This is a genomic window from Chryseobacterium sp. MIQD13 (genome assembly GCF_050496705.1).
Taxonomy (GTDB): Bacteria; Bacteroidota; Bacteroidia; order Flavobacteriales; family Weeksellaceae; genus Chryseobacterium.
This window is the reverse complement of record NZ_JBNWAF010000003.1, coordinates 962,542-981,343: the sequence shown is the minus strand read 5'-3', so window position 1 is coordinate 981,343 and position 18,802 is coordinate 962,542. Positions and strand designations below refer to the sequence as shown.

The following is an 18,802-nucleotide window of genomic DNA, read 5'->3' as shown; positions in this document are numbered from 1 at the left end:
TTTTGAATTTGGTGGAGTTATTAGTTTATCTTTTAAGGTTATATGATAATGAGCTAATTTATAAATAATTTTTGCAAAAAATCATAGTTTTCTTTAATTGAGGAAATAAAAACCCCGCAAGAAAACTTACGGGGCTTGAATTATATTATCCGATTTTGAAATTACATCGTCGCCATTTTGAAGCTCATGCTTTCAGATGACAATTTACAGAATACAGGTAATATTAGAATTATCATCTCGGCGATCTAAACATTTTTATAGTTATAGCTGATACTCTGATTTATTCTTCTGCCAATGCAATATCTACTTCATCAGATCAATATCTTATTTTTTTATAATTTTTGTTGAAAATAAGATATTATTTCCTGATCCATAAACACTTAACATATAAGCTCCTATATTCAAATCCGACAAGTCTGCGATTTGCTTTTTATTTGAATTAAAATTTAATGTTTTTATGTTTTTTCCAGAAAAATCAGAAATAATTATTTTTTCGAAGTTTTCATTAGATTCTACTGTGATTTCGTTTGAGAAAAGAGCAGGATAAACTTTGAATTTTGTATTTGATTTTAAGGCTTCAATAGTATTCAGATTAAAGCTGGCAAGATCTATTTTCCAAACATCATTATAGCTTAGATGATCATAAGGTTCTGTCTGTGTACCTCCAAAGAAATATAAACTACCGGAATTGTCAGTCCAGGTAGCAGAATACCGTCTATAAGGTGGCAAATTTACATTAGAAGGAGTATCCAACTGTCCATAATTATAGGAAGATGAAGTTTGAGGGCCATACATCCAAGTCCAGTTGTTTGTATAAATATTGTACCTCCATAGATTTTGTTGTGATGCACTGTTTCCGCCAAAGAGCCAAAGATCTCCATTTTTTCCGGTCCATGTTAATGCTTTGTTTCTATCTCCAGGGAAATTAGCAGAATTTTCTGTTCCCATAGTTCCATAATTAGCATTTCCATAAGGAGGAGGATTACCAATTGTAGACCAGCTATTGGTAGTGGTTTGGTATTTCCACATTTTACTATTTGTAAAATACCAAAAATTTTTATTCTCGTCAATCCAGTTAATTCCTGTTCCATAATCAGCTACAGGATAACTGATGCTACTGAAATTATTAATAGTTTTATCCCCACTCAGCCATACCCATTGATTTATGGTGATGTCATATTTCCACACATCATTTAAATATCCTTCATTCGTAGATGTTTCATCAAATCCATAGCCTCCATATAAATAGAAATTTCCCTGTGCATCTGTCCATGTTTTCCCTTTTACCCTTGCTCCTGGAATATTGGTTGAGGAATATACGCCCTGAGTTCCATAATTTGCATGTCTGTTTAATCCTAAACTAGCATTTTGCACTCCTCCTTTCCAGACCCAGTTATTGGATGCTTTATTGTACATCCATAAATCCTGATAGTAAGAATTTACTTGTGGAACCTGTCCTCCATACATCCATAAATTCCCATTATTGTCTGTCCAAGACATAGCATCTATACGACGTCCCGGAGCATTTCTTTTGTTCTCAACATTCAGCGTTCCATAATTGATCAAATCTCCTGTATAAGATTTGAAGAAGCTGTTTTCATTGCCATTGATCCATTGCCATTTCTTTTGAGAAGAATTAAATTTCCATAAGTCAACAGAAGAATACGCTGTAGTATTTATTTCATTACCATATTTTCCATAAATTCCGTAAATCCATAAATTTCCGTCAGCATCTTTCCATTGGGCACCATACTTGGCTGTTCCACCCGGAGTATTTTCACTCTCAACAAGCCCATCCAGTTTTTCATAGGATATAAAATCATATGAATTGCCACCGCTTATAATTCCTGGTCCTTTAATTTGGACCCAATTATTGGTCGTTATGTTATATTTCCACAGATCAACTGCATAGCTACTTGAAGCATTTGTATTTCCATTATATAAGTACAGGTTTCCGTCATTTCCAGTCCAGCAAGCCGAAGAATTTCTGAATCCCGGAAAGTTTTGTGCATCTTCCACATTCAGTGTCCCATAAACAGGTGGCTGACTGGTTGGCGGATTTCCGTTTTTCTTCATTAATGTCCAGGAATTACTGGATGGTGTATACTTCCATACATAATAGTTTACTTGGATCCAAAAATTTCCGTTTTTATCGGTCCAGTTATTAGGTTTAGGATTATCGTAATAACTGTAAAGTGTTCCCGGCAGGTTATTACTGTTTTCCACTCCTATCGCACCAGCAATGTTTTCGGTACTTGTCTGACTTCCTTTCATCCAGCTCCATAATCCGTTTACAGGATTAAACTTCCATAAATCATTATAATTATAACTTTGAGGTGAGGAACTATGATATCCTCCATAAATAAAGATATTTCCCTGTAAATCTTTAAAACTGCAGCTTCCAAATCTGGCACTAGGCATATTCAGGGTATTTTCCAGCCCTATGCTATTATATACACCATTTATATTGGGCTGATCGGTACCACCAATCCAAGACCACATATTTGTGGAAATATTATATTTCCATACGGTATTATATTCGTCTCCATTTGAAGTTTTACCCCCGAAGAAGTACAGGTTTCCAGACGAATCAGTCCATGTTGTGGTATGGATCAATGCAGGAGGAATATTGGTGCTGTTTTCGACTCCTTTTGTACCAAAACTACCTCCCCCGTTTGATGTTCCATTTGAAATTTTAGTCCAGTTATTAGTAAGACTGTTGAATTTCCACAGATCGTTTTTATGTTTATTTGAAGCATCCGCTCCCCCAAAAACATATAAATTTTTATTTGTTGAAGCCCACATGGAAGACTGTCTTACAGCTCCGGGAACATTTCTGTAGCTATCTATATTTACTCCTTTATTATAACCATTAAAATCGTGGTATAACCAGCCTTTTCTGAAAGTAAAATTGTTAGTTTGATAATTGTAACTCCATAACAGACTCGTCGCATTACTTACCCAACCAGTGCTGTAACCACCAAACATCCAGAATGTTCCATCATTATCTACAACATAGGACATTTCTTTTAAAATATTTGGCCAATTTTCATTGCTCTCCAGCCCATATATTCCAAATTCGGCGTTTTGTTCAATTTGATTTCCTCCTTGTATCCAGGTAAAATTGATATTTTGTGATAAGCACATTGTACTTATCAAAAGAAAAAATATTTTTTTCATAGTTTAAAGTGTTTTTTTTTATTTTCAATTATAAAATAATTTTCATCATATTTTTCACAAATAAAAGATATTTGTTGTCCGGAATATTATTCTATTAATTTTCAGCGAATTTATACAAATTTCTATAAACAGCAAGCAGCTTAGTTTTTATTAAAACAAAACCCTGCAAGTTTTCTTGCAGGGCTAAATATATTATCCGGTTCCGAAATTACATCGTCTCCATTTTGAAGCTCATGCTTTCAATTACTTTTAAGATAGCTTCTACTGTATCCATTGAAGTTAAACAAGGAACACCGTTTTCCACACTCATTCTTCTGATCTGGAAACCGTCTCTTTCAGCCTGCTTTCCTTTCGTCATGGTATTTACTACATATTGTACTTTTCCTTTCTGGATCAGGTCGATAAGATTTACATCTTCCTCTCCTATTTTGTACCCGATTTTGCAAGGAATTCCTTTACCTTCAAAGTATTTGGCAGTTCCTTCAGTTGCCCAGACTCTGAATCCTACTTCGTGGAATCTTTGTGCAAGCGCTGCTGCCTCGTCTTTGTGCTTATCTGCTACTGTGAAAAGAATGGAACCGTGCATAGGAACTTTTCTTCCTGCTGCGATGAGTCCTTTGTAAAGGGCTTTTTCAAGTGTAGTGTCTTTCCCCATTACTTCTCCTGTAGACTTCATTTCCGGGCCTAAGGAAATATCTACTTTTGTCAGTTTTGAGAAAGAGAATACGGGAACTTTTACATAAACCCCTTCTTTGCTTGGAACCAGACCGTTTTGGTAGCCTAAATCTTTCAGTTTCTGTCCTAATATTGCTTTTGTAGCCAGATTAGCCATCGGAACTTCTGTAATTTTAGACAGGAAAGGAACAGTTCTTGAAGAACGTGGGTTTACCTCGATTACATATACATTCCCTTCGAAAAGAACGTACTGGATATTCATTAAACCGATCACATTTAATCCTTTAGCCAGTCTCTGTGTATAGTCTACCAATGTATCGATCTCTTTTTGGGAAACATTCTGTGTAGGATATACTGCTATAGAATCTCCCGAGTGAACCCCGGCTCTTTCAATATGTTCCATGATTCCCGGAATCACTACTGTTTCACCATCACAAATTGCGTCGATCTCAATTTCTTTTCCCACCATGTATTTATCAACCAAAACAGGGTGTTTAGGGCTTGCTTCTACTGCATTTTCCATATAGTAGGCAAGTTCTGCTTCACCATACACAATTTCCATTGCACGTCCTCCCAATACGTAGCTCGGACGTACCAGCACCGGATATCCGATTTCATTGGCAATTTTTATAGCTTCTTCTTTTGAAGTGGAAGTTTTTCCTAATGGCTGAGGAATTCCCATTTCCTGAAGTGCTTTTTCAAATTTATCCCTGTTTTCAGCTCTGTCAAGATCTTCCAGCGAAGTTCCAAGAATCTGCACCCCGTGTGCTGCAAGTTTATCTGCAAGGTTAATGGCTGTCTGTCCTCCAAACTGAACTACAACTCCTTTTGGCTTTTCAAGCTCAATAATGTTCATTACATCTTCTTCCGTCAATGGCTCGAAGTATAATTTATCTGAGATCGAGAAGTCTGTAGAAACCGTTTCAGGGTTATTGTTGATAATGATAGCTTCGTAACCCATTTCTTTGATTGCCCAAACCGAGTGAACCGTCGCGTAATCGAATTCTACTCCCTGTCCGATTCTGATAGGTCCTGAACCAAGAACAATGATCTTTTCTTTATTGGAAACAACACTTTCATTTTCTTCTTCATAAGTTCCGTAGAAATATGGTGTTTCGCTTTCAAACTCTGCTGCACAGGTATCTACCATTTTGTAAACAGGCATTACTCCGTTTTCTTTTCTGAAATCGAAAACTTCACGCTGCTTAACTTCCCAAAGGTGGGCGATATTCATATCTGCGAAGCCCAGTTTCTTAGCCTGGATTAAAGTTTCTTTATCAAATTTATTGGCAGCAATTATTTTTTCAAAATCAACCAGTTTTTTCAGTTTCCAGATAAAGAATTTATCAATTTTGCTCCATTCTACGATCTGTTCCCAGTCATATCCTCTTCTTAAAGCATCTCCAATGATGAACAGTCTTTCATCATCGCAAACTCTGATTCTTCTTTCGATTTCCTCAGCAGTTAATGCCTCTGCTTGTTTTGTTTTTAACCCCAAATGTCTGATTCCCGTTTCAAGAGAACGGATGGCTTTCTGTAAGGATTCTTCGAAATTTCTTCCGATAGCCATTACTTCTCCTGTTGCCTTCATCTGTGTAGATAACCTTCTATCAGCTGTTTCGAATTTATCGAACGGGAATCTTGGGAATTTTGTTACCACATAATCAAGGGCTGGTTCAAAACATGCATATGTTTTTCCTGTCACCGGATTCATGATCTCATCAAGAGTCAAGCCTACTGCAATTTTTGCTGCAATTTTTGCAATCGGATATCCTGTTGCTTTACTTGCCAGTGCTGATGAACGGGAAACTCTAGGATTCACTTCAATGATATAGTAATTGAAAGAATGTGGGTCTAATGCAAGCTGTACGTTACACCCTCCTTCAATTCCTAAGGCTCTGATGATTTTTAGTGAGGCATTTCTCAACAACTGATACTCTCGGTCAGAAAGTGTCTGAGAAGGTGCCACTACAATAGAATCACCTGTGTGAACTCCTACCGGATCTATATTTTCCATGTTACAAACCACAATCGCGTTGTCATTTGCATCACGCATTACTTCATATTCAATTTCTTTGAAACCTGCAATTGATTTTTCGATAAGACACTGTGTTACAGGACTATACTTTAACCCTAACTCAGCAATCTCTTTCAATTCAGCTTCTGTAGAGGCGATACCTCCGCCAGTTCCTCCCATTGTAAAGGCAGGACGGACAATTACAGGATATCCGATCTCGTCAGCAAAACGAAGAGCTCCTTCTACTGTATTCACGATATCTGATTCCGGAACAGGCTCATTCAATTCTCTCATCAGTTCACGGAAAAGATCTCTGTCTTCCGCTCTGTTGATCGCAGAAAGTGTAGTTCCCAAAACTTCCACTTTACATTCTTCAAGAATTCCTGATTTTTCAAGTTCTACAGCCATATTCAGACCTGTCTGTCCTCCAAGTGTCGGTAAAAGCGCATCCGGGCGTTCTTTCCTGATGATGTGGCTTACAAACTGAAGTGAAATCGGTTCAATATATACTTTATCCGCGATTTCTACATCCGTCATAATGGTCGCAGGGTTTGAATTAATCAAAATCACCTTGTAACCTTCTTCTCTCAAAGACAGGCAAGCCTGTGTTCCTGCATAATCAAATTCAGCTGCCTGACCGATGATGATGGGTCCTGAACCGATTACTAAAATTGTTTTTATATCTGTACGTTTTGCCATTTTTCTTTTTTTAGATACCAGATGCCAGATTTGAATATCAGACTTCCAGTGTTGTTTTTTACTTTTTTGAATTAGACTTGAATGTTATACTTACTTTTTGAAGTTTTCCATTAAATCAATGAATTCATCAAATAAATAGTTTGCATCTTCTGGGCCTGGGCTAGCTTCCGGGTGATACTGAACTGAGAAGCAAGGGTGAATTTTATGTTTCAAGCCTTCGTTTGTTCTGTCATTCAGTGCGATGTGGGTTTCAATTAAATCTGTTCCTTTCAAGCTTTCCTGATCTACTGCATAGCCATGGTTTTGGGAAGTGATAGCCACTTTGTTTTTCTCCAAATCCAGCACCGGGTGATTTCCTCCTCTGTGTCCGAATTTTAGTTTAAACGTTTTTGCTCCGCAAGCCAAACCAATCAGCTGATGACCTAAACAGATTCCGAAAATCGGAACTTTTCCTAAGATTCCACGGATCATTTCAAGAGCATGCTGATTGTCTTCAGGGTCACCGGGGCCGTTTGAAAGCATTACTCCATCAGGATCCATTAATAAAATTTCTTCTGCAGTTACATCCTGGGATACAACTGTAATATCGCAGTTTCTTTGAGACAGCTCTCTGATAATTCCTAATTTGGAACCGAAGTCTACGAGGACCACTTTAAATCCTCTTCCCGGATTCGCGTAAGGCGTTTTTGTGGAAACTGTTTCTACCTGGTTGGTAGGGAAATTTGTGGATTTTAATTCTGCTACGACTTCATTTTCATCTGCATCTGCATTTACAATCTTTCCTTTTACCACTCCGTAATTACGTAGAACTCTTGTCAGTCTTCTGGTATCAATTCCTGAAATTCCTGAAAGGTTTTTCTTTTTAAATAATTCATCTAAAGTCATCTGAGTACGGAAATTGGAAGGAAGATCGCAAAGCTCTTTTACAATAAGTCCCTTAATAGCCGGCTCAATACTTTCATAATCATCACGGTTAATACCATAATTTCCGATAAGCGGATAGGTCATGCAAACGATCTGACCGCAGTATGACGGATCGGAGATCAACTCCTGATACCCTGTCATTCCGGTATTGAAAACTACTTCTCCGGCAGTTTCCAATTCTGCTCCGAAACCTTCTCCATGAAACACTTCACCGGACTCCAGTATTAATTTTTTCTTCATTTTCTTTATTTAGATTTTCTTTTACTTTCTATTCTGTTTTTAACCACCCCGTCAAAAATTCTTTGAATTTTTGCCACCCCTCCAGAGGAGGGGAATTTTTTGTCTGTTCAAGATCCGGAACTCGAATCTTGAATCTTATTTTTCCCTTATTTAAAGGTGTATCCTCTTTTTTCCAGTGTTTCTTTCAGGATGGCCATTCTTGCAAAAACACCGTTCTGCATTTGTTTGAATACTCTTGAACGTTCACATTCCACCAAATCTGTATCAATTTCTACTCCTCTATTGATAGGTGCAGGATGCATGATGATGGCTTCTTTTTTCATTGCTTTTTCTCTTTCTTTTGTTAAACCATACTTTCTGTGGTATTCGGAAGCGGAGTAACTCATTTTTGCATCGTGTCTTTCGTGCTGGATTCTTAGCAGCATCAATACATCCACTTCGGATATTAACTGATCAACCGGTAAGTAAGTTCCGTTGATTAGAGCTCCTTCATCAAACCAGTCTTCGGGTCCTGAGAAATATACTTTAGCACCTAATCTTCTCAATGCTTCTGCATTTGAATTGGCTACGCGACTGTGCTTTACATCTCCTACAATTCCTATCTTTAAGCCTTCAAATTTTCCAAATTCCTGATAAATTGTCATCAGGTCCAGCATAGATTGGGAAGGGTGGTTTCCTGTTCCGTCTCCTCCGTTGATCACCGGAATCCTGATATTATTTAATTCTTCAAAGTATCTGTCCTTCTTATCTCTGATAACTACCAGATTCACTCCTACACTTTCAATAGTTTTTACTGTATCATAAAGACTTTCGCCTTTGTTTACAGAGCTGTGGGAAGCATCAAAAGGAACGACCTGCAGACCAAGCTTTCTTTCTGCGATATCAAAACTTGTCTTTGTTCTTGTACTGTCTTCAAAGAAAAGATTTGAGCAGAAAACTTCTCCTTCAATTTTTGCAGTTTTTCCGTTGGCAAAAGCCAGTGCTTCGGTCAGCATACTGTTGATTCTCTCGGTGCTTAGTTCTGTAATCGTAAACATAATTTCTTAATTTTTGAACATAAAAAAAGCGAAGACAACATCTTCGCTTAATAATAATAATAATAATAAATATCGTAAAGGGCGCTTTCGCCCGGTAAATCTAATGGTATAAATACTCTTTTATTCATTAGGTGCAAAGATACAGAAATTTTACGAATCTACAAAACCAAAGTTTCAAATAAATTAAAACCCGCTAATCCTTCCTTATTTTCATTTTTAATTGATATTTTTGTTAAAACTTAAACCTATTCTATGGATTTAAAGGACAAAATGATTCTCAGCATTATTCAGGAAGACTCTACTTTATCGGTGAAAGAAATTTCAGAAAAGATTGGTCTTACCTTTACTCCTACTTATGAACGTATCAAACAGCTGGAGAAGCATGGCATTATTGAGAAATATGTTGGTCTTTTAAACCGTGAAAAACTGGGTCTTAATATTGTGGTTTACTGTAATGTCCGTCTAAAGGAACAATCCCAGAAAGTACTGGAAACCTTTGAGAAAAACATTATGAAATATGATGAAGTACAGGAGATCATCAGTCTTTCAGGTGAATATGATTATATGCTGAAGATTATTGCCAAGGATATTAATTCTTATAATGACTTTGCAGTCAATGTGATCTCAAACATTCCTAATATCGGGCAGTACCACAGTTCAATCGTGCTTCATGAGGTGAAAAAATCTACCAAATTTAAGATTGATCTGGAGTAATTCTGTTTAAATCAAAATTCAGTCTTTAAAGATGCTTCGACTTCGCTCAGCATGACATTTCTAATACTCAACGTCATTTTGCAGCTGCCATACGGAGTGAAGCCGAAGCATCTGATAAAATTTTTAATCAATCCAGTGATTAAAAATTATCAACCCAATAGTTTGTTTTTCAGCTTATTAAACTGATATTCTATTTTATCGAGACAAAGATTCCCAATGCTTCCCTGATGGGTATGGTTTAAGTCCCCTATCTCAAATTCAAATTCATTGTTTTCAATTTCCTGCCCTACTTTTACGTAAGCATCACGGAATGAGCTTCCTTTTTTCACTTCTTCATTGATTTTTTCTACGCTGAACAGGTATTTATATTTTTCATCTTCCAGAATTCCGTCTTTTACCTGGATATTCGGAAGCGTATAATTTAAAATCTCCAGACATTCTTTCAATGAGTCAATCGCAGGAAAAAGGATTTCTTTTGTAAGCTGTACATCTCTGTGGTAGCCTGACGGAAGATTATTTATTAACAAAATCAATTCATTCGGCAAAGACTGGATTCTGTTGCATCGTGCACGAACCAGTTCAAAAATATCCGGATTCTTTTTGTGAGGCATAATGCTGCTTCCTGTGGTAAATTCCTTTGGAAAACTTATAAAATTGAAATTCTGACTTAAATATAAGCAAACATCATATGCAAATTTCCCTAATGTTCCTGCCAAAGTAGCCATAGCCATGGAGAGCATTTTTTCAGATTTTCCACGGGTCATCTGTGCATACACAGAATTGTAGTTCATCGACTGAAACCCTAGGTTGTAAGTTGTGCTTTCACGATCAATCGGGAAAGAAGAACCGTATCCTGCCGCAGATCCAAGCGGATTTTTATTGATAATATTCTTCACCGAAAACAGCATTTCAACATCATCCAACAATGCTTCGGCATAAGCTCCAAACCATAGTCCAAATGAAGACGGCATCGCAATCTGAAGATGAGTATAACCTGGAAGCAGGATATTTTTATGCTGATCGGCAAGTTTGATCAGGATCTGGAAAAATTCATCAGTCAAAGCTGTTATTTCACGGATTTCATCCAGCAGGTAGAGTTTGATATCTAATAAAACCTGGTCGTTACGGGATCTTGCCGTATGGATTTTCTTTCCTGTATCTCCCAGTTTTTCAATTAAAATAGCTTCAATCTGGGAATGAATATCTTCTGCTTCTTTATCAATCTCAAAGCTCCCGTTTTCGATATCATTTAAAATATCTGTCAAAACAGAAAGCATCTGTTTGGATTCTTCACCGGAGATAATTCCAGTTTCTGCCAACATCTGGCAATGTGCCATGGAGCCTTTAACATCGTATTTTGCTAAACGTTCATCAAAGTCAAGATCTTTCCCAACTGTAAATTTGTTGACTAATATATTGGTGGCAAGGTCATCCTTCTGCCATATTTTTTTCATAATGATTTTCTTTAAATATTGATTCGTTTCAACCTGCCCAGCAGAGCATCCTTATTATTAACTATAAAAAAACATCTCCACATTTAAAGTCTTTGTCTTTAATCTTCTTTTTTGCATAAATCTTTATTAAAAACTGAACTTTATTGCCCGCTGGGCTGGGTCAAAACATTTTTCGAGATAAGTCTGCAATGATCAAGCATCATAAACTTCTCTCATTCATTTTACTTTTTATAATACTTTTTCTAATATATTGATGTAGACCTCAATTCCCTCTTCTATTTCCTTTACATAGATATATTCATCTGCAGTGTGGGAGCGCCTGCTGTCACCGGGACCGATCTTTACTGATGTGCAGGGAATAATGGCCTGATCAGATGATGTTGGCGAACCGTAGGTTGTCCTTCCGATTTCTAAGCCTGCCTGTACAAAAGGATGATCCATTTCTATTTTCGAGGAATTCAATCTTAAAGACCTTGCTGTCAATGTAGACTTCATCAGTGACTGTATGATTTCAAATGCCTCTTTATTGGAATATTCATCCGTAACCCTTACATCCAAAGTGAAGGTACATGCTTCCGGAACTACATTATGCTGAACTCCGGCATGAATTCCTGACAGGGTTATTTTAACTTCACCCAAATAATCTGAAACTTTTGGAAATTTAAAAGCCAGAATATTGTGAAGGTCTTCCATACATTTTACAATGGAATTATCGTCATTCGGATGTGCAGCATGAGAAGGAGTCCCTTTCATTTCGCCATCTATCACCAGAAGTCCTTTTTCTGCGATTGCCAGATTCATCTGCGTGGGCTCACCTACAATGGCGAATTCTATATTCGGAAGCTGTGGAAATAAGGCTTCAATTCCGTCAAGTCCTGAGATCTCCTCTTCAGCGGTCAGGGCAATAATGAGATTATATTTTAGATCTTCTTTTTCATAAAAATGTAAAAAAACCTGAGCCATAGAGACCAAAGATGCTCCCGCATCATTACTTCCCAATCCATACAGTTTCCCATCCTGTTCAACCGGAAGAAAGGGATCAAGTGTATAAGCTTTATTGGGCTTTACCGTATCGTGATGTGTATTCAGCAAAATGGATGGCTTAAATACATCAAAATTTTTATTAACCGCCCAGATGTTATTTTTAAAACGTTTTGTAGGAATATGATGTTTTTTGAAAAAATTCTCAATTTCTACGGAAGTATTGTATTCATCTTTGCTGAATGAAGGAATTGCAATGAGCTTTTTAAGCAATTCAACTGCATGATTCAGCAGCTCTTCTTTACTATAAACAGATTTCAGTTCCTTCATGATGGTTTTCTATATGGTTTTTCAATTGGGTTTCTTTGATTAAGAATACCTTTTTTACATTATTCTTTACAGCTCCGATAGCGTTTTCAAGCTTGGGCAAAATTCCCTTATGCAGTTTTCCGGCTTCTTTCAGATTGGAAAATTCTTCTTCAGATACGCTTTTTATCACTGATCCCGCATCTTCTACATTTTCCAAAACTCCTTCCTTATCAAAACAAAACAGAAGTTCTACATCATAAATATCCGACAAAGACTGCGCAATTACAGAAGCAACAGTATCTGCGTTGGTATTTAAAAGATTTCCTTTTTTGTCGTGTGTAATGGCTGAAAAAACAGGAATCAGATCAAGATCTATCAGTTGTGAAAGCAATTTTTCGTTAATACTCTGCTTATCAATATCACCTACAAATCCAAAATCTATTTCAGGATGAATTCTTTTTTTAGCATGAATCATATTCCCGTCAGCACCGGAAAATCCGATAGCGTTGCAGTTTTTCGCCTGCAGTTTAGCTACTATATTTTTGTTGATACTTCCCGCATACACCATGGATACAATATCCAGAGTATCTTTATCAGTAATCCTTCTTCCGTTTACCAGCTTCTGCTCTATTCCCAGCTTATCTGCCAATGTCGTGGCCAGCTTTCCGCCTCCATGTACAAGGATCTTTTTTTCTTTGATTTCAGAAAACTGTTCCAGGAACTGATTCAATAATTCCTCATCATCAATTAAAGCCCCTCCTATTTTAACAACAAAAAGCTTTTCCATATTCCTTATTTTGAATTAATTCCGTCCAGAATTTCACTGAATACAGCCTGAGCAGAGAAAATACGGTTCTTTGCCTGCTGGTAAATAATCGAGTTTCCACCATCCATTACCTCATCACTCAATTCTACATTACGACGGACAGGAAGGCAATGCATTACTTTTGCAGCATTGGTATTTTCCAGTTTCTGGGCTGTCAGCATCCAGTTTTCTTTCACTTCGGGCATCGCCGTATAATCATCAAAGGAAGACCAGTTTTTTACATAAATAAAATCTGCATCTTTCAACGCCTCTTCCTGATCATGGATCACCTGAATATCTTTTGTGAATTTTTTATCCAGATTGTAACCTTCAGGGTTGGTGATCACAAAATCAACATCCATTTCCTGCATCCATTCTGCAAAGGAATTTCCGACAGCCTGGGCAATTGGTTTGATATGTGGTGCCCAAGTAAGAACCACTTTCGGTTTACGCTCTTCTTTCCAGTTTTCTGTAATGGTAATACAGTCTGCCAAACTTTGTAGCGGATGTCGTGTTGCTGATTCCAGAGATACTACCGGCACTTTAGCATGCTGCTCAAACTGACTCAGAATACTTTCGTTTACATCATCTTCTTTGGATTTCATGCCCGCAAAACAACGTACTGCAATGATGTCACAGTATTGGTTCAATACTTCAATGGCATCTTTAATGTGCTCAACGGTATCGCCATTCATTACTGCTCCGTCTGCAAATTCCAGATTCCAGGCTTCCTGAGCTGCATTTAATGTCAGAACATTCAATCCTAAATTCTGTGCTGCGATCTGGCTGCTTAAACGTGTTCTTAAACTTGAATTTAAAAATACCAGACCTATTGTTTTTCCCTTTCCCTTTTCTGTTTCGGAATGAGGGTTTTCTTTAATTTGTAAAGCTTTTTTTATGATTTCCTGTAAGTTTTCTACATCGCTTACAGAGGTGAATTTTTTCATTGTTAAATTTTTTAATGACCAATTAATTGTGGTTAATTCAAATTAAATATTTTCCAAAACCGACTTCAAAGCACTGATGAAAAGATCTGTTTCTTCTTTTCTGATGTTAAGAGCCGGAAGAATCCTTAAAACACTTTTATCATTGGAATTTCCTGTAAAAATTTGATGATTGTACAGCAAATTTTTCCTTGCTACCGAACAGTCCTGATCCAGTTCAATCCCGATCATCAATCCTTTCCTTCGGATGGATTTGATATGTGGAAAATCTTTAATTTCATTTTCAATATAATCGCCCATTTTCTGAGCATTGGCTGTAAGGTTTTCTTCTTTCATCACATCCAGAACAGCAATTGCCGCAGCACAGGCTAAGTGATTTCCACCGAAAGTAGTTCCCAGTAATCCATTGCTGGCCTCAAATTTTGGATGAATTAAAACACCGCCAATTGGAAATCCATTCCCCATCCCTTTCGCAGTTGTAATCATATCCGGTTCGATTCCGAATTCCTGATGGGCAAAGAAATGTCCGCTTCTTCCATAGCCTGACTGCACTTCATCCAGAATCAGAGCTGCATCATATTTTTCACACAGCTCTTTAATTTTAGATAGAAATTCTCCCGTAGGAATCATAATTCCACCTACCCCTTGGATTCCTTCTATGATAACGGATGAAATTTCATTCCCTTGCTTTTCAAAGATTTCTTCAAGTTTCTTGATGTCGTTCCATCCAGATTTAATAAATCTTTCAGAGAAATTTACAGGAGCAACAATTTTTGGATTGTCTGTTACAGAAACGGCTGCAGAAGTTCTCCCATGAAATGATCCCGAGAAATACAGCACTTTGCTTTTTCCGTTGTGGAAAGATGCCAGCTTCAATGCATTTTCATTCGCTTCAGCTCCTGAATTACACAGGAAAAGGTTATAATCTTCATAGCCTGAAATTTTTCCTAATTTTTCAGCAAGTTCAGTCTGCAATTCATTCTGTACAGAATTGGAATAGAAAGAAATTTTCTCTAATTGATCTTTTAATTTATTTTGATAATACGGATGATTATGTCCGATGGAAATCACTGCGTGACCGCCGTAGAAATCAAGATATTTTTCTCCTTTATCGTCCCAAAGGAAAGACCCCTGAGCTTTTACAGGATTTATATTGAATAATGGATATACGTTGAATAAATTCATTTTTTTGTTTTTTTATTTTTCTTTTGTCTTGAAACAAAAGTTTAAGAACTGGTTTCTGAGCTTAAAATTTGATTAATTGCCCATTCATTTTTAAAATGCCACCGGCTTTAAGTTCAGTCCCAGGTTTTCTTCCCAGCCCATCGCTATGTTCATATTCTGTACTGCCTGTCCGGAGGCGCCTTTCAACAAATTGTCAATCGCTGAGTGAATAACGGCTGCATTTCCACTCTTTTCTATATGAATCACACAGCGATTTGTGTTGACAACCTGTTTTAAATCAATTGCATTTTCGCTTACCTTTACAAAAGGCTCATTTTCATAAAAATCCTGATACAACTGACAGATATTTGAAAAAATTAAATCCGTTTTTATCGTTGAGCTTGTAAAAATCCCTCTTGCAAAACCTCCCCTCCATGGAACAAAATTCAGGCTGATATCGTGATGGTTTAATGAAACCAACTGTTGTAAAATTTCATCCACATGCTGATGGGTCAGCGTTTTATATGCCGAAATATTATCGTTCCTCCAGGTAAAATGGGTCGTTGCCTGTAAAGACTGTCCTGCCCCTGTTGAACCTGTAATTCCTGTTGTATAAACTTCGTTCAGCAATCCTTTTTCCGCCAATGGAAGCAGAGCCAGTTGAATAGCTGTTGCAAAACATCCGGGATTGGCAATGCTTTTTGCTCCTGCCAGATTTTTTTTATTGATTTCCGGAAGTCCGTAGATAAAATTTCTGTTTCCAAAACTTCCATCCAGACGGAAATCGTTTCCGAGATCAATCACTAAAGTGTCTTCTTTAACCGGGTTTTGAGTAAGCCAATTCTGACTTTCTTTATGAGGAAGGCACAGGAAAAGAACATCTACATCTTCAGTTTTATCTGTTAAAACCTGTTCGCAAACCGCCGTTAAATCCGGGTACAAATCTGAAATTTTTGTCCCCGAATTGGAACGGCTATATAAAAAACTCAATGTTACATTGGGATGAAAGGCCAGTACACGGACCAATTCACTTCCCGTGTAGCCGTTGGCGCCTACAATTCCTACTTTTTTCATTTTTAATTTTTTGACTGACAGAATCTCATTCCATCCTTGGTTAAATTGTTCCGTCGGAACTCTTTATTTTGAATTGATCTGGTGGTATATATTTAAAGAATTACTTACAATCTTTGTATATCCTTTCACATCTTCTCCTGTCCATGCCCTGTTTGCTTCACCGTAACTTCCGAATTTATCAGACATCAGATCGTGGCTGGATTCAATACCGTTTAAAACAAACCTGTAGGGATAAAGGGTCACAAATACTTTTCCACTGACTGTTTTCTGGGAATCCGTTAAAAAGGATTCTATGTTCCTCATCACCGGATCTAAGAAAAGTGCTTCGTGAAGCCAGTTTCCATACCAGTCGGACAGCTGGGATTTCATCATCTGCTGATATTTTGAAAGGGTATGCTTTTCCAATAAGTGGTGAGCTTTAATAATCACTGACGCTGCTGCCGCTTCAAAACCGACTCTTCCTTTAATTCCCACAATAGTATCTCCAACATGAATATCACGGCCGATTCCATAGGCAGAAGCCAGTTCTTCAATTTTTTGAATAGCATAAACCGAGTGTTCGAAATTTTCTCCGTTTACCGTCACAACTTCACCGTTTTTAAATTCAATTTCCAGTTCTGAAGGCTGAGTTTCTTTAATCTGTGACGGAAAAGCCTCTTCAGGAAGATAATTTCTTGAGGTCAGTGTTTCTTTTCCTCCTACAGAAGTTCCCCAAAGTCCTTTATTGACAGAATACTGGGCTTTCTGGAATTCCATTTCGTAACCATGACTTTTCAAGAACTCTATTTCTTCTTCACGGGACAGGCTCATATCGCGGATGGGTGTGATGATCTCCTTTTCAGGACACATTACCTGGAAAATCAAATCGAAACGCACCTGGTCATTACCTGCTCCTGTACTTCCGTGGGCAATAGCATCAGCACCGGTTTCAATGGCATATTTTGCAATTTCCTGTGCCTGTACTGTACGTTCGGCACTTACAGACAGTGGATATGTGTTATTTTTCAGCACATTTCCGAAGATCAAATACTTTACACAAGAATTATAATAATCTTCCTGAGCATCAACGCACCTGTATTCTTTCACTCCAAGATTGAAGGCTTTTTTCTCCAGTTCTTTTTCTTCTTCTTTAGAAAAACCTCCGGTATTTACAGTAACTGCATACACTTCATATCCAAGTGTTTCACTAAGATATTTGGCACAGTAAGAGGTATCCAAACCTCCGCTAAATGCTAAGACGACTTTCTTTTTCTCCATTATAATCAATTTCGGACTGCTGAATTTCAGTCCCGTTTACTTTATCATTATTTTCAGGAACGAAAAGCATAGCTGTACACAGACAGTTTTTACGTTCCTTTTTCATTAAAATTTCATAATTCACACAGTTCTTACAACCGTTCCAAAATTCCTCATCCTGAGTAAGTTCAGAGTAAATCACCGGCTTATATCCAAGATCACTGTTGATCTTCATTACGGCAAGTCCTGTCGTTAAACCAAACACTTTCGCATTCGGATATTTTTCCCTGGATAGCTGGAAAACTTTATTCTTGATCAGGGTAGCTACCCCTCTGTTCCTGTAATCCGGGGATACAATAAGTCCTGAATTGGCTACAAACTGACCATGCGACCAGGTCTCGATGTAGCAAAACCCAACCCAATCACCATTTTCAGTGGCAACCACAGCATTACCTTCTGAAATCTTTTTCGTTAAATATTCGATGGAACGTTTTGCGATTCCCGTTCCTCTACGCTGTGCAGAATCATACATTTCCTGCTGTATTTCACTCACATACATCAAATGTTTGTCTGAGGAAATTTCTATTTCCATTTATTTATCTGAATTTTTTGGCAAATTTAAAGCATAATAACTTTAAAAACCAAATTAAAAAGATATTTTTTTTGTTTAAAATAAATATACAGGTAATTTTATCTTTATTAAAAAATTTAATTTTGCTAAATTATTATATATTTGCTAAAAACATATAGCTATGGAAAATAAATGCCCTAAATGTAGCGGACATAAAATCGTAAAAAGCGGAATTATTAATGAGAAACAACGCTTTCTCTGCAAGGACTGCAATTATTATTTTACCGTCAAAAAAATAGGGAAACAGATCGATGACTACTATGTAACCAAAGCTTTGCAGCTCTATCTGGAAGGATTAAGCTTTCGCGAAATAGAGAGGATTATTGGGGTTTCGCATGTAACCATAAGCTCCTGGATTAAGAAATACAATATCACAAGACCTCCCCACTCTGAATTCCATCCTGTTTATAAAGTTGTAAAGCAGAATGAGCTGATTGAGTATATATCAAAAGAAGACAACATTAAAAATTCAGGGCTTATCATTACCCAGTTTGCAGATAAGTATATGCTGATTAAATGGGAGAGATTCAAGAAGTAATTGAGATACAAGAGTCAAGAATCAAAATATTAGACATTAGATTTCAGACATTAGTAGAGTGGCTTCGAGAGCCCCAACCACCAGATACTTACCCTTCGTTCGCCAAGATTCAACTAAAAATCTCTTTCAAACTCATTTACTCTCAAACACTCGGACTCTATAACTCTCAAACCCATCACC

14 protein-coding genes are annotated in these 18,802 nt (G+C 37.2%); 2 read left to right on the top strand and 12 right to left on the bottom strand.

Going from position 1 to position 18,802, the window contains the following annotated elements:
• Positions 1 to 324: 324 nt before the first annotated feature.
• The 4 genes from ACQWU4_RS16750 to ACQWU4_RS16735 form a co-directional block, all read right to left on the bottom strand.
• A complete protein-coding gene (locus ACQWU4_RS16750; RefSeq protein ID WP_429936901.1) occupies positions 325 to 3,180 on the bottom strand; it encodes a kelch repeat-containing protein in 2,856 nt (951 codons plus the stop codon).
• A 208-nt stretch (positions 3,181 to 3,388) separates the two neighbouring features.
• On the bottom strand, positions 3,389 to 6,571 hold the full coding sequence (carB, locus tag ACQWU4_RS16745; protein WP_429936900.1) for a carbamoyl-phosphate synthase large subunit: 3,183 nt from the start codon (positions 6,569 to 6,571) through the stop codon (positions 3,389 to 3,391).
• 90 nt (positions 6,572 to 6,661) lie between these two features.
• Positions 6,662 to 7,735 (bottom strand): carbamoyl phosphate synthase small subunit, encoded by a 1,074-nt coding sequence (locus tag ACQWU4_RS16740; RefSeq protein ID WP_429936899.1) that lies wholly within the window; start codon positions 7,733 to 7,735, stop codon positions 6,662 to 6,664.
• Between the two features lie 146 nt (positions 7,736 to 7,881).
• A complete protein-coding gene (locus ACQWU4_RS16735) occupies positions 7,882 to 8,772 on the bottom strand; it encodes an aspartate carbamoyltransferase catalytic subunit (protein ID WP_429936898.1) in 891 nt (296 codons plus the stop codon).
• Positions 8,773 to 9,024: 252 nt separating this feature from the next.
• Between ACQWU4_RS16735 and ACQWU4_RS16730 the strand changes: the two genes are divergently transcribed.
• Entirely contained in the window at positions 9,025 to 9,486 is a 462-nt protein-coding gene (locus tag ACQWU4_RS16730) for an Lrp/AsnC family transcriptional regulator (protein WP_429936897.1), read from the top strand.
• A 149-nt stretch (positions 9,487 to 9,635) separates the two neighbouring features.
• Here the strand turns inward: ACQWU4_RS16730 and argH are convergent, their stop codons facing one another.
• The 8 genes from argH to ACQWU4_RS16690 all read right to left on the bottom strand — a co-directional run bounded on the left by argH (position 9,636) and on the right by ACQWU4_RS16690 (position 18,045).
• The gene (argH, locus tag ACQWU4_RS16725; protein ID WP_429936896.1) at positions 9,636 to 10,940 is read right to left on the bottom strand and encodes an argininosuccinate lyase; all 1,305 of its coding nucleotides are present in this window, start codon (positions 10,938 to 10,940) and stop codon (positions 9,636 to 9,638) included.
• 228 nt (positions 10,941 to 11,168) lie between these two features.
• Positions 11,169 to 12,251 carry a M20 family metallo-hydrolase gene (locus tag ACQWU4_RS16720; RefSeq protein WP_429936895.1) on the bottom strand — a complete coding sequence of 361 codons (1,083 nt, stop codon included), beginning with the start codon at positions 12,249 to 12,251 and terminating at the stop codon, positions 11,169 to 11,171.
• Complete coding sequence (gene argB, locus ACQWU4_RS16715) at positions 12,226 to 13,017, bottom strand: acetylglutamate kinase (protein WP_429936894.1); 792 nt, start codon at positions 13,015 to 13,017, stop codon at positions 12,226 to 12,228. Before argB ends, ACQWU4_RS16720 begins: the two co-directional genes overlap by 26 nt.
• A 5-nt stretch (positions 13,018 to 13,022) precedes the next feature.
• Positions 13,023 to 13,982: an acetylornithine carbamoyltransferase gene (locus tag ACQWU4_RS16710; RefSeq protein WP_429936893.1), complete on the bottom strand. Its 960-nt coding sequence runs from the start codon at positions 13,980 to 13,982 to the stop codon at positions 13,023 to 13,025.
• 42 nt (positions 13,983 to 14,024) lie between these two features.
• Complete coding sequence (locus ACQWU4_RS16705) at positions 14,025 to 15,164, bottom strand: aspartate aminotransferase family protein (RefSeq protein ID WP_429936892.1); 1,140 nt, start codon at positions 15,162 to 15,164, stop codon at positions 14,025 to 14,027.
• Positions 15,165 to 15,254: 90 nt separating this feature from the next.
• Positions 15,255 to 16,217, bottom strand: a complete 963-nt coding sequence (gene argC / locus ACQWU4_RS16700; protein ID WP_429936891.1) for an N-acetyl-gamma-glutamyl-phosphate reductase — start codon at positions 16,215 to 16,217, stop codon at positions 15,255 to 15,257.
• A gap of 63 nt (positions 16,218 to 16,280) precedes the next feature.
• Positions 16,281 to 17,474: an argininosuccinate synthase gene (gene argG, locus ACQWU4_RS16695; RefSeq protein ID WP_429936890.1), complete on the bottom strand. Its 1,194-nt coding sequence runs from the start codon at positions 17,472 to 17,474 to the stop codon at positions 16,281 to 16,283.
• A complete protein-coding gene (locus ACQWU4_RS16690; protein ID WP_429936889.1) occupies positions 17,443 to 18,045 on the bottom strand; it encodes a GNAT family N-acetyltransferase in 603 nt (200 codons plus the stop codon). Before ACQWU4_RS16690 ends, argG begins: the two co-directional genes overlap by 32 nt.
• A gap of 160 nt (positions 18,046 to 18,205) precedes the next feature.
• On the opposite strand from ACQWU4_RS16690, the gene ACQWU4_RS16685 reads away from it, so the two are divergent.
• Positions 18,206 to 18,622 (top strand): transposase, encoded by a 417-nt coding sequence (locus ACQWU4_RS16685; protein ID WP_429936888.1) that lies wholly within the window; start codon positions 18,206 to 18,208, stop codon positions 18,620 to 18,622.
• Positions 18,623 to 18,802 lie beyond the last annotated feature (180 nt).

What these genes read in the sequence shown, in the direction of transcription:
- ACQWU4_RS16705 (WP_429936892.1), bottom strand. Translation starts at nt 15,164, where the DNA reads ATGAATTTATTCAACGTATATCCATTATTCAATATAAATCCTGTAAAA.
- ACQWU4_RS16735 (WP_429936898.1), bottom strand. Translation starts at nt 8,772, where the DNA reads ATGTTTACGATTACAGAACTAAGCACCGAGAGAATCAACAGTATGCTG.
- argC (WP_429936891.1), bottom strand. Translation starts at nt 16,217, where the DNA reads ATGAAAAAAGTAGGAATTGTAGGCGCCAACGGCTACACGGGAAGTGAA.
- argB (WP_429936894.1), bottom strand. Translation starts at nt 13,017, where the DNA reads ATGGAAAAGCTTTTTGTTGTTAAAATAGGAGGGGCTTTAATTGATGAT.
- ACQWU4_RS16720 (WP_429936895.1), bottom strand. Translation starts at nt 12,251, where the DNA reads ATGAAGGAACTGAAATCTGTTTATAGTAAAGAAGAGCTGCTGAATCAT.
- ACQWU4_RS16690 (WP_429936889.1), bottom strand. Translation starts at nt 18,045, where the DNA reads ATGGAAATAGAAATTTCCTCAGACAAACATTTGATGTATGTGAGTGAA.
- ACQWU4_RS16710 (WP_429936893.1), bottom strand. Translation starts at nt 13,982, where the DNA reads ATGAAAAAATTCACCTCTGTAAGCGATGTAGAAAACTTACAGGAAATC.
- ACQWU4_RS16685 (WP_429936888.1), top strand. Translation starts at nt 18,206, where the DNA reads ATGGAAAATAAATGCCCTAAATGTAGCGGACATAAAATCGTAAAAAGC.
- ACQWU4_RS16740 (WP_429936899.1), bottom strand. Translation starts at nt 7,735, where the DNA reads ATGAAGAAAAAATTAATACTGGAGTCCGGTGAAGTGTTTCATGGAGAA.
- ACQWU4_RS16750 (WP_429936901.1), bottom strand. Translation starts at nt 3,180, where the DNA reads ATGAAAAAAATATTTTTTCTTTTGATAAGTACAATGTGCTTATCACAA.
- carB (WP_429936900.1), bottom strand. Translation starts at nt 6,571, where the DNA reads ATGGCAAAACGTACAGATATAAAAACAATTTTAGTAATCGGTTCAGGA.
- argH (WP_429936896.1), bottom strand. Translation starts at nt 10,940, where the DNA reads ATGAAAAAAATATGGCAGAAGGATGACCTTGCCACCAATATATTAGTC.
- ACQWU4_RS16730 (WP_429936897.1), top strand. Translation starts at nt 9,025, where the DNA reads ATGGATTTAAAGGACAAAATGATTCTCAGCATTATTCAGGAAGACTCT.
- argG (WP_429936890.1), bottom strand. Translation starts at nt 17,474, where the DNA reads ATGGAGAAAAAGAAAGTCGTCTTAGCATTTAGCGGAGGTTTGGATACC.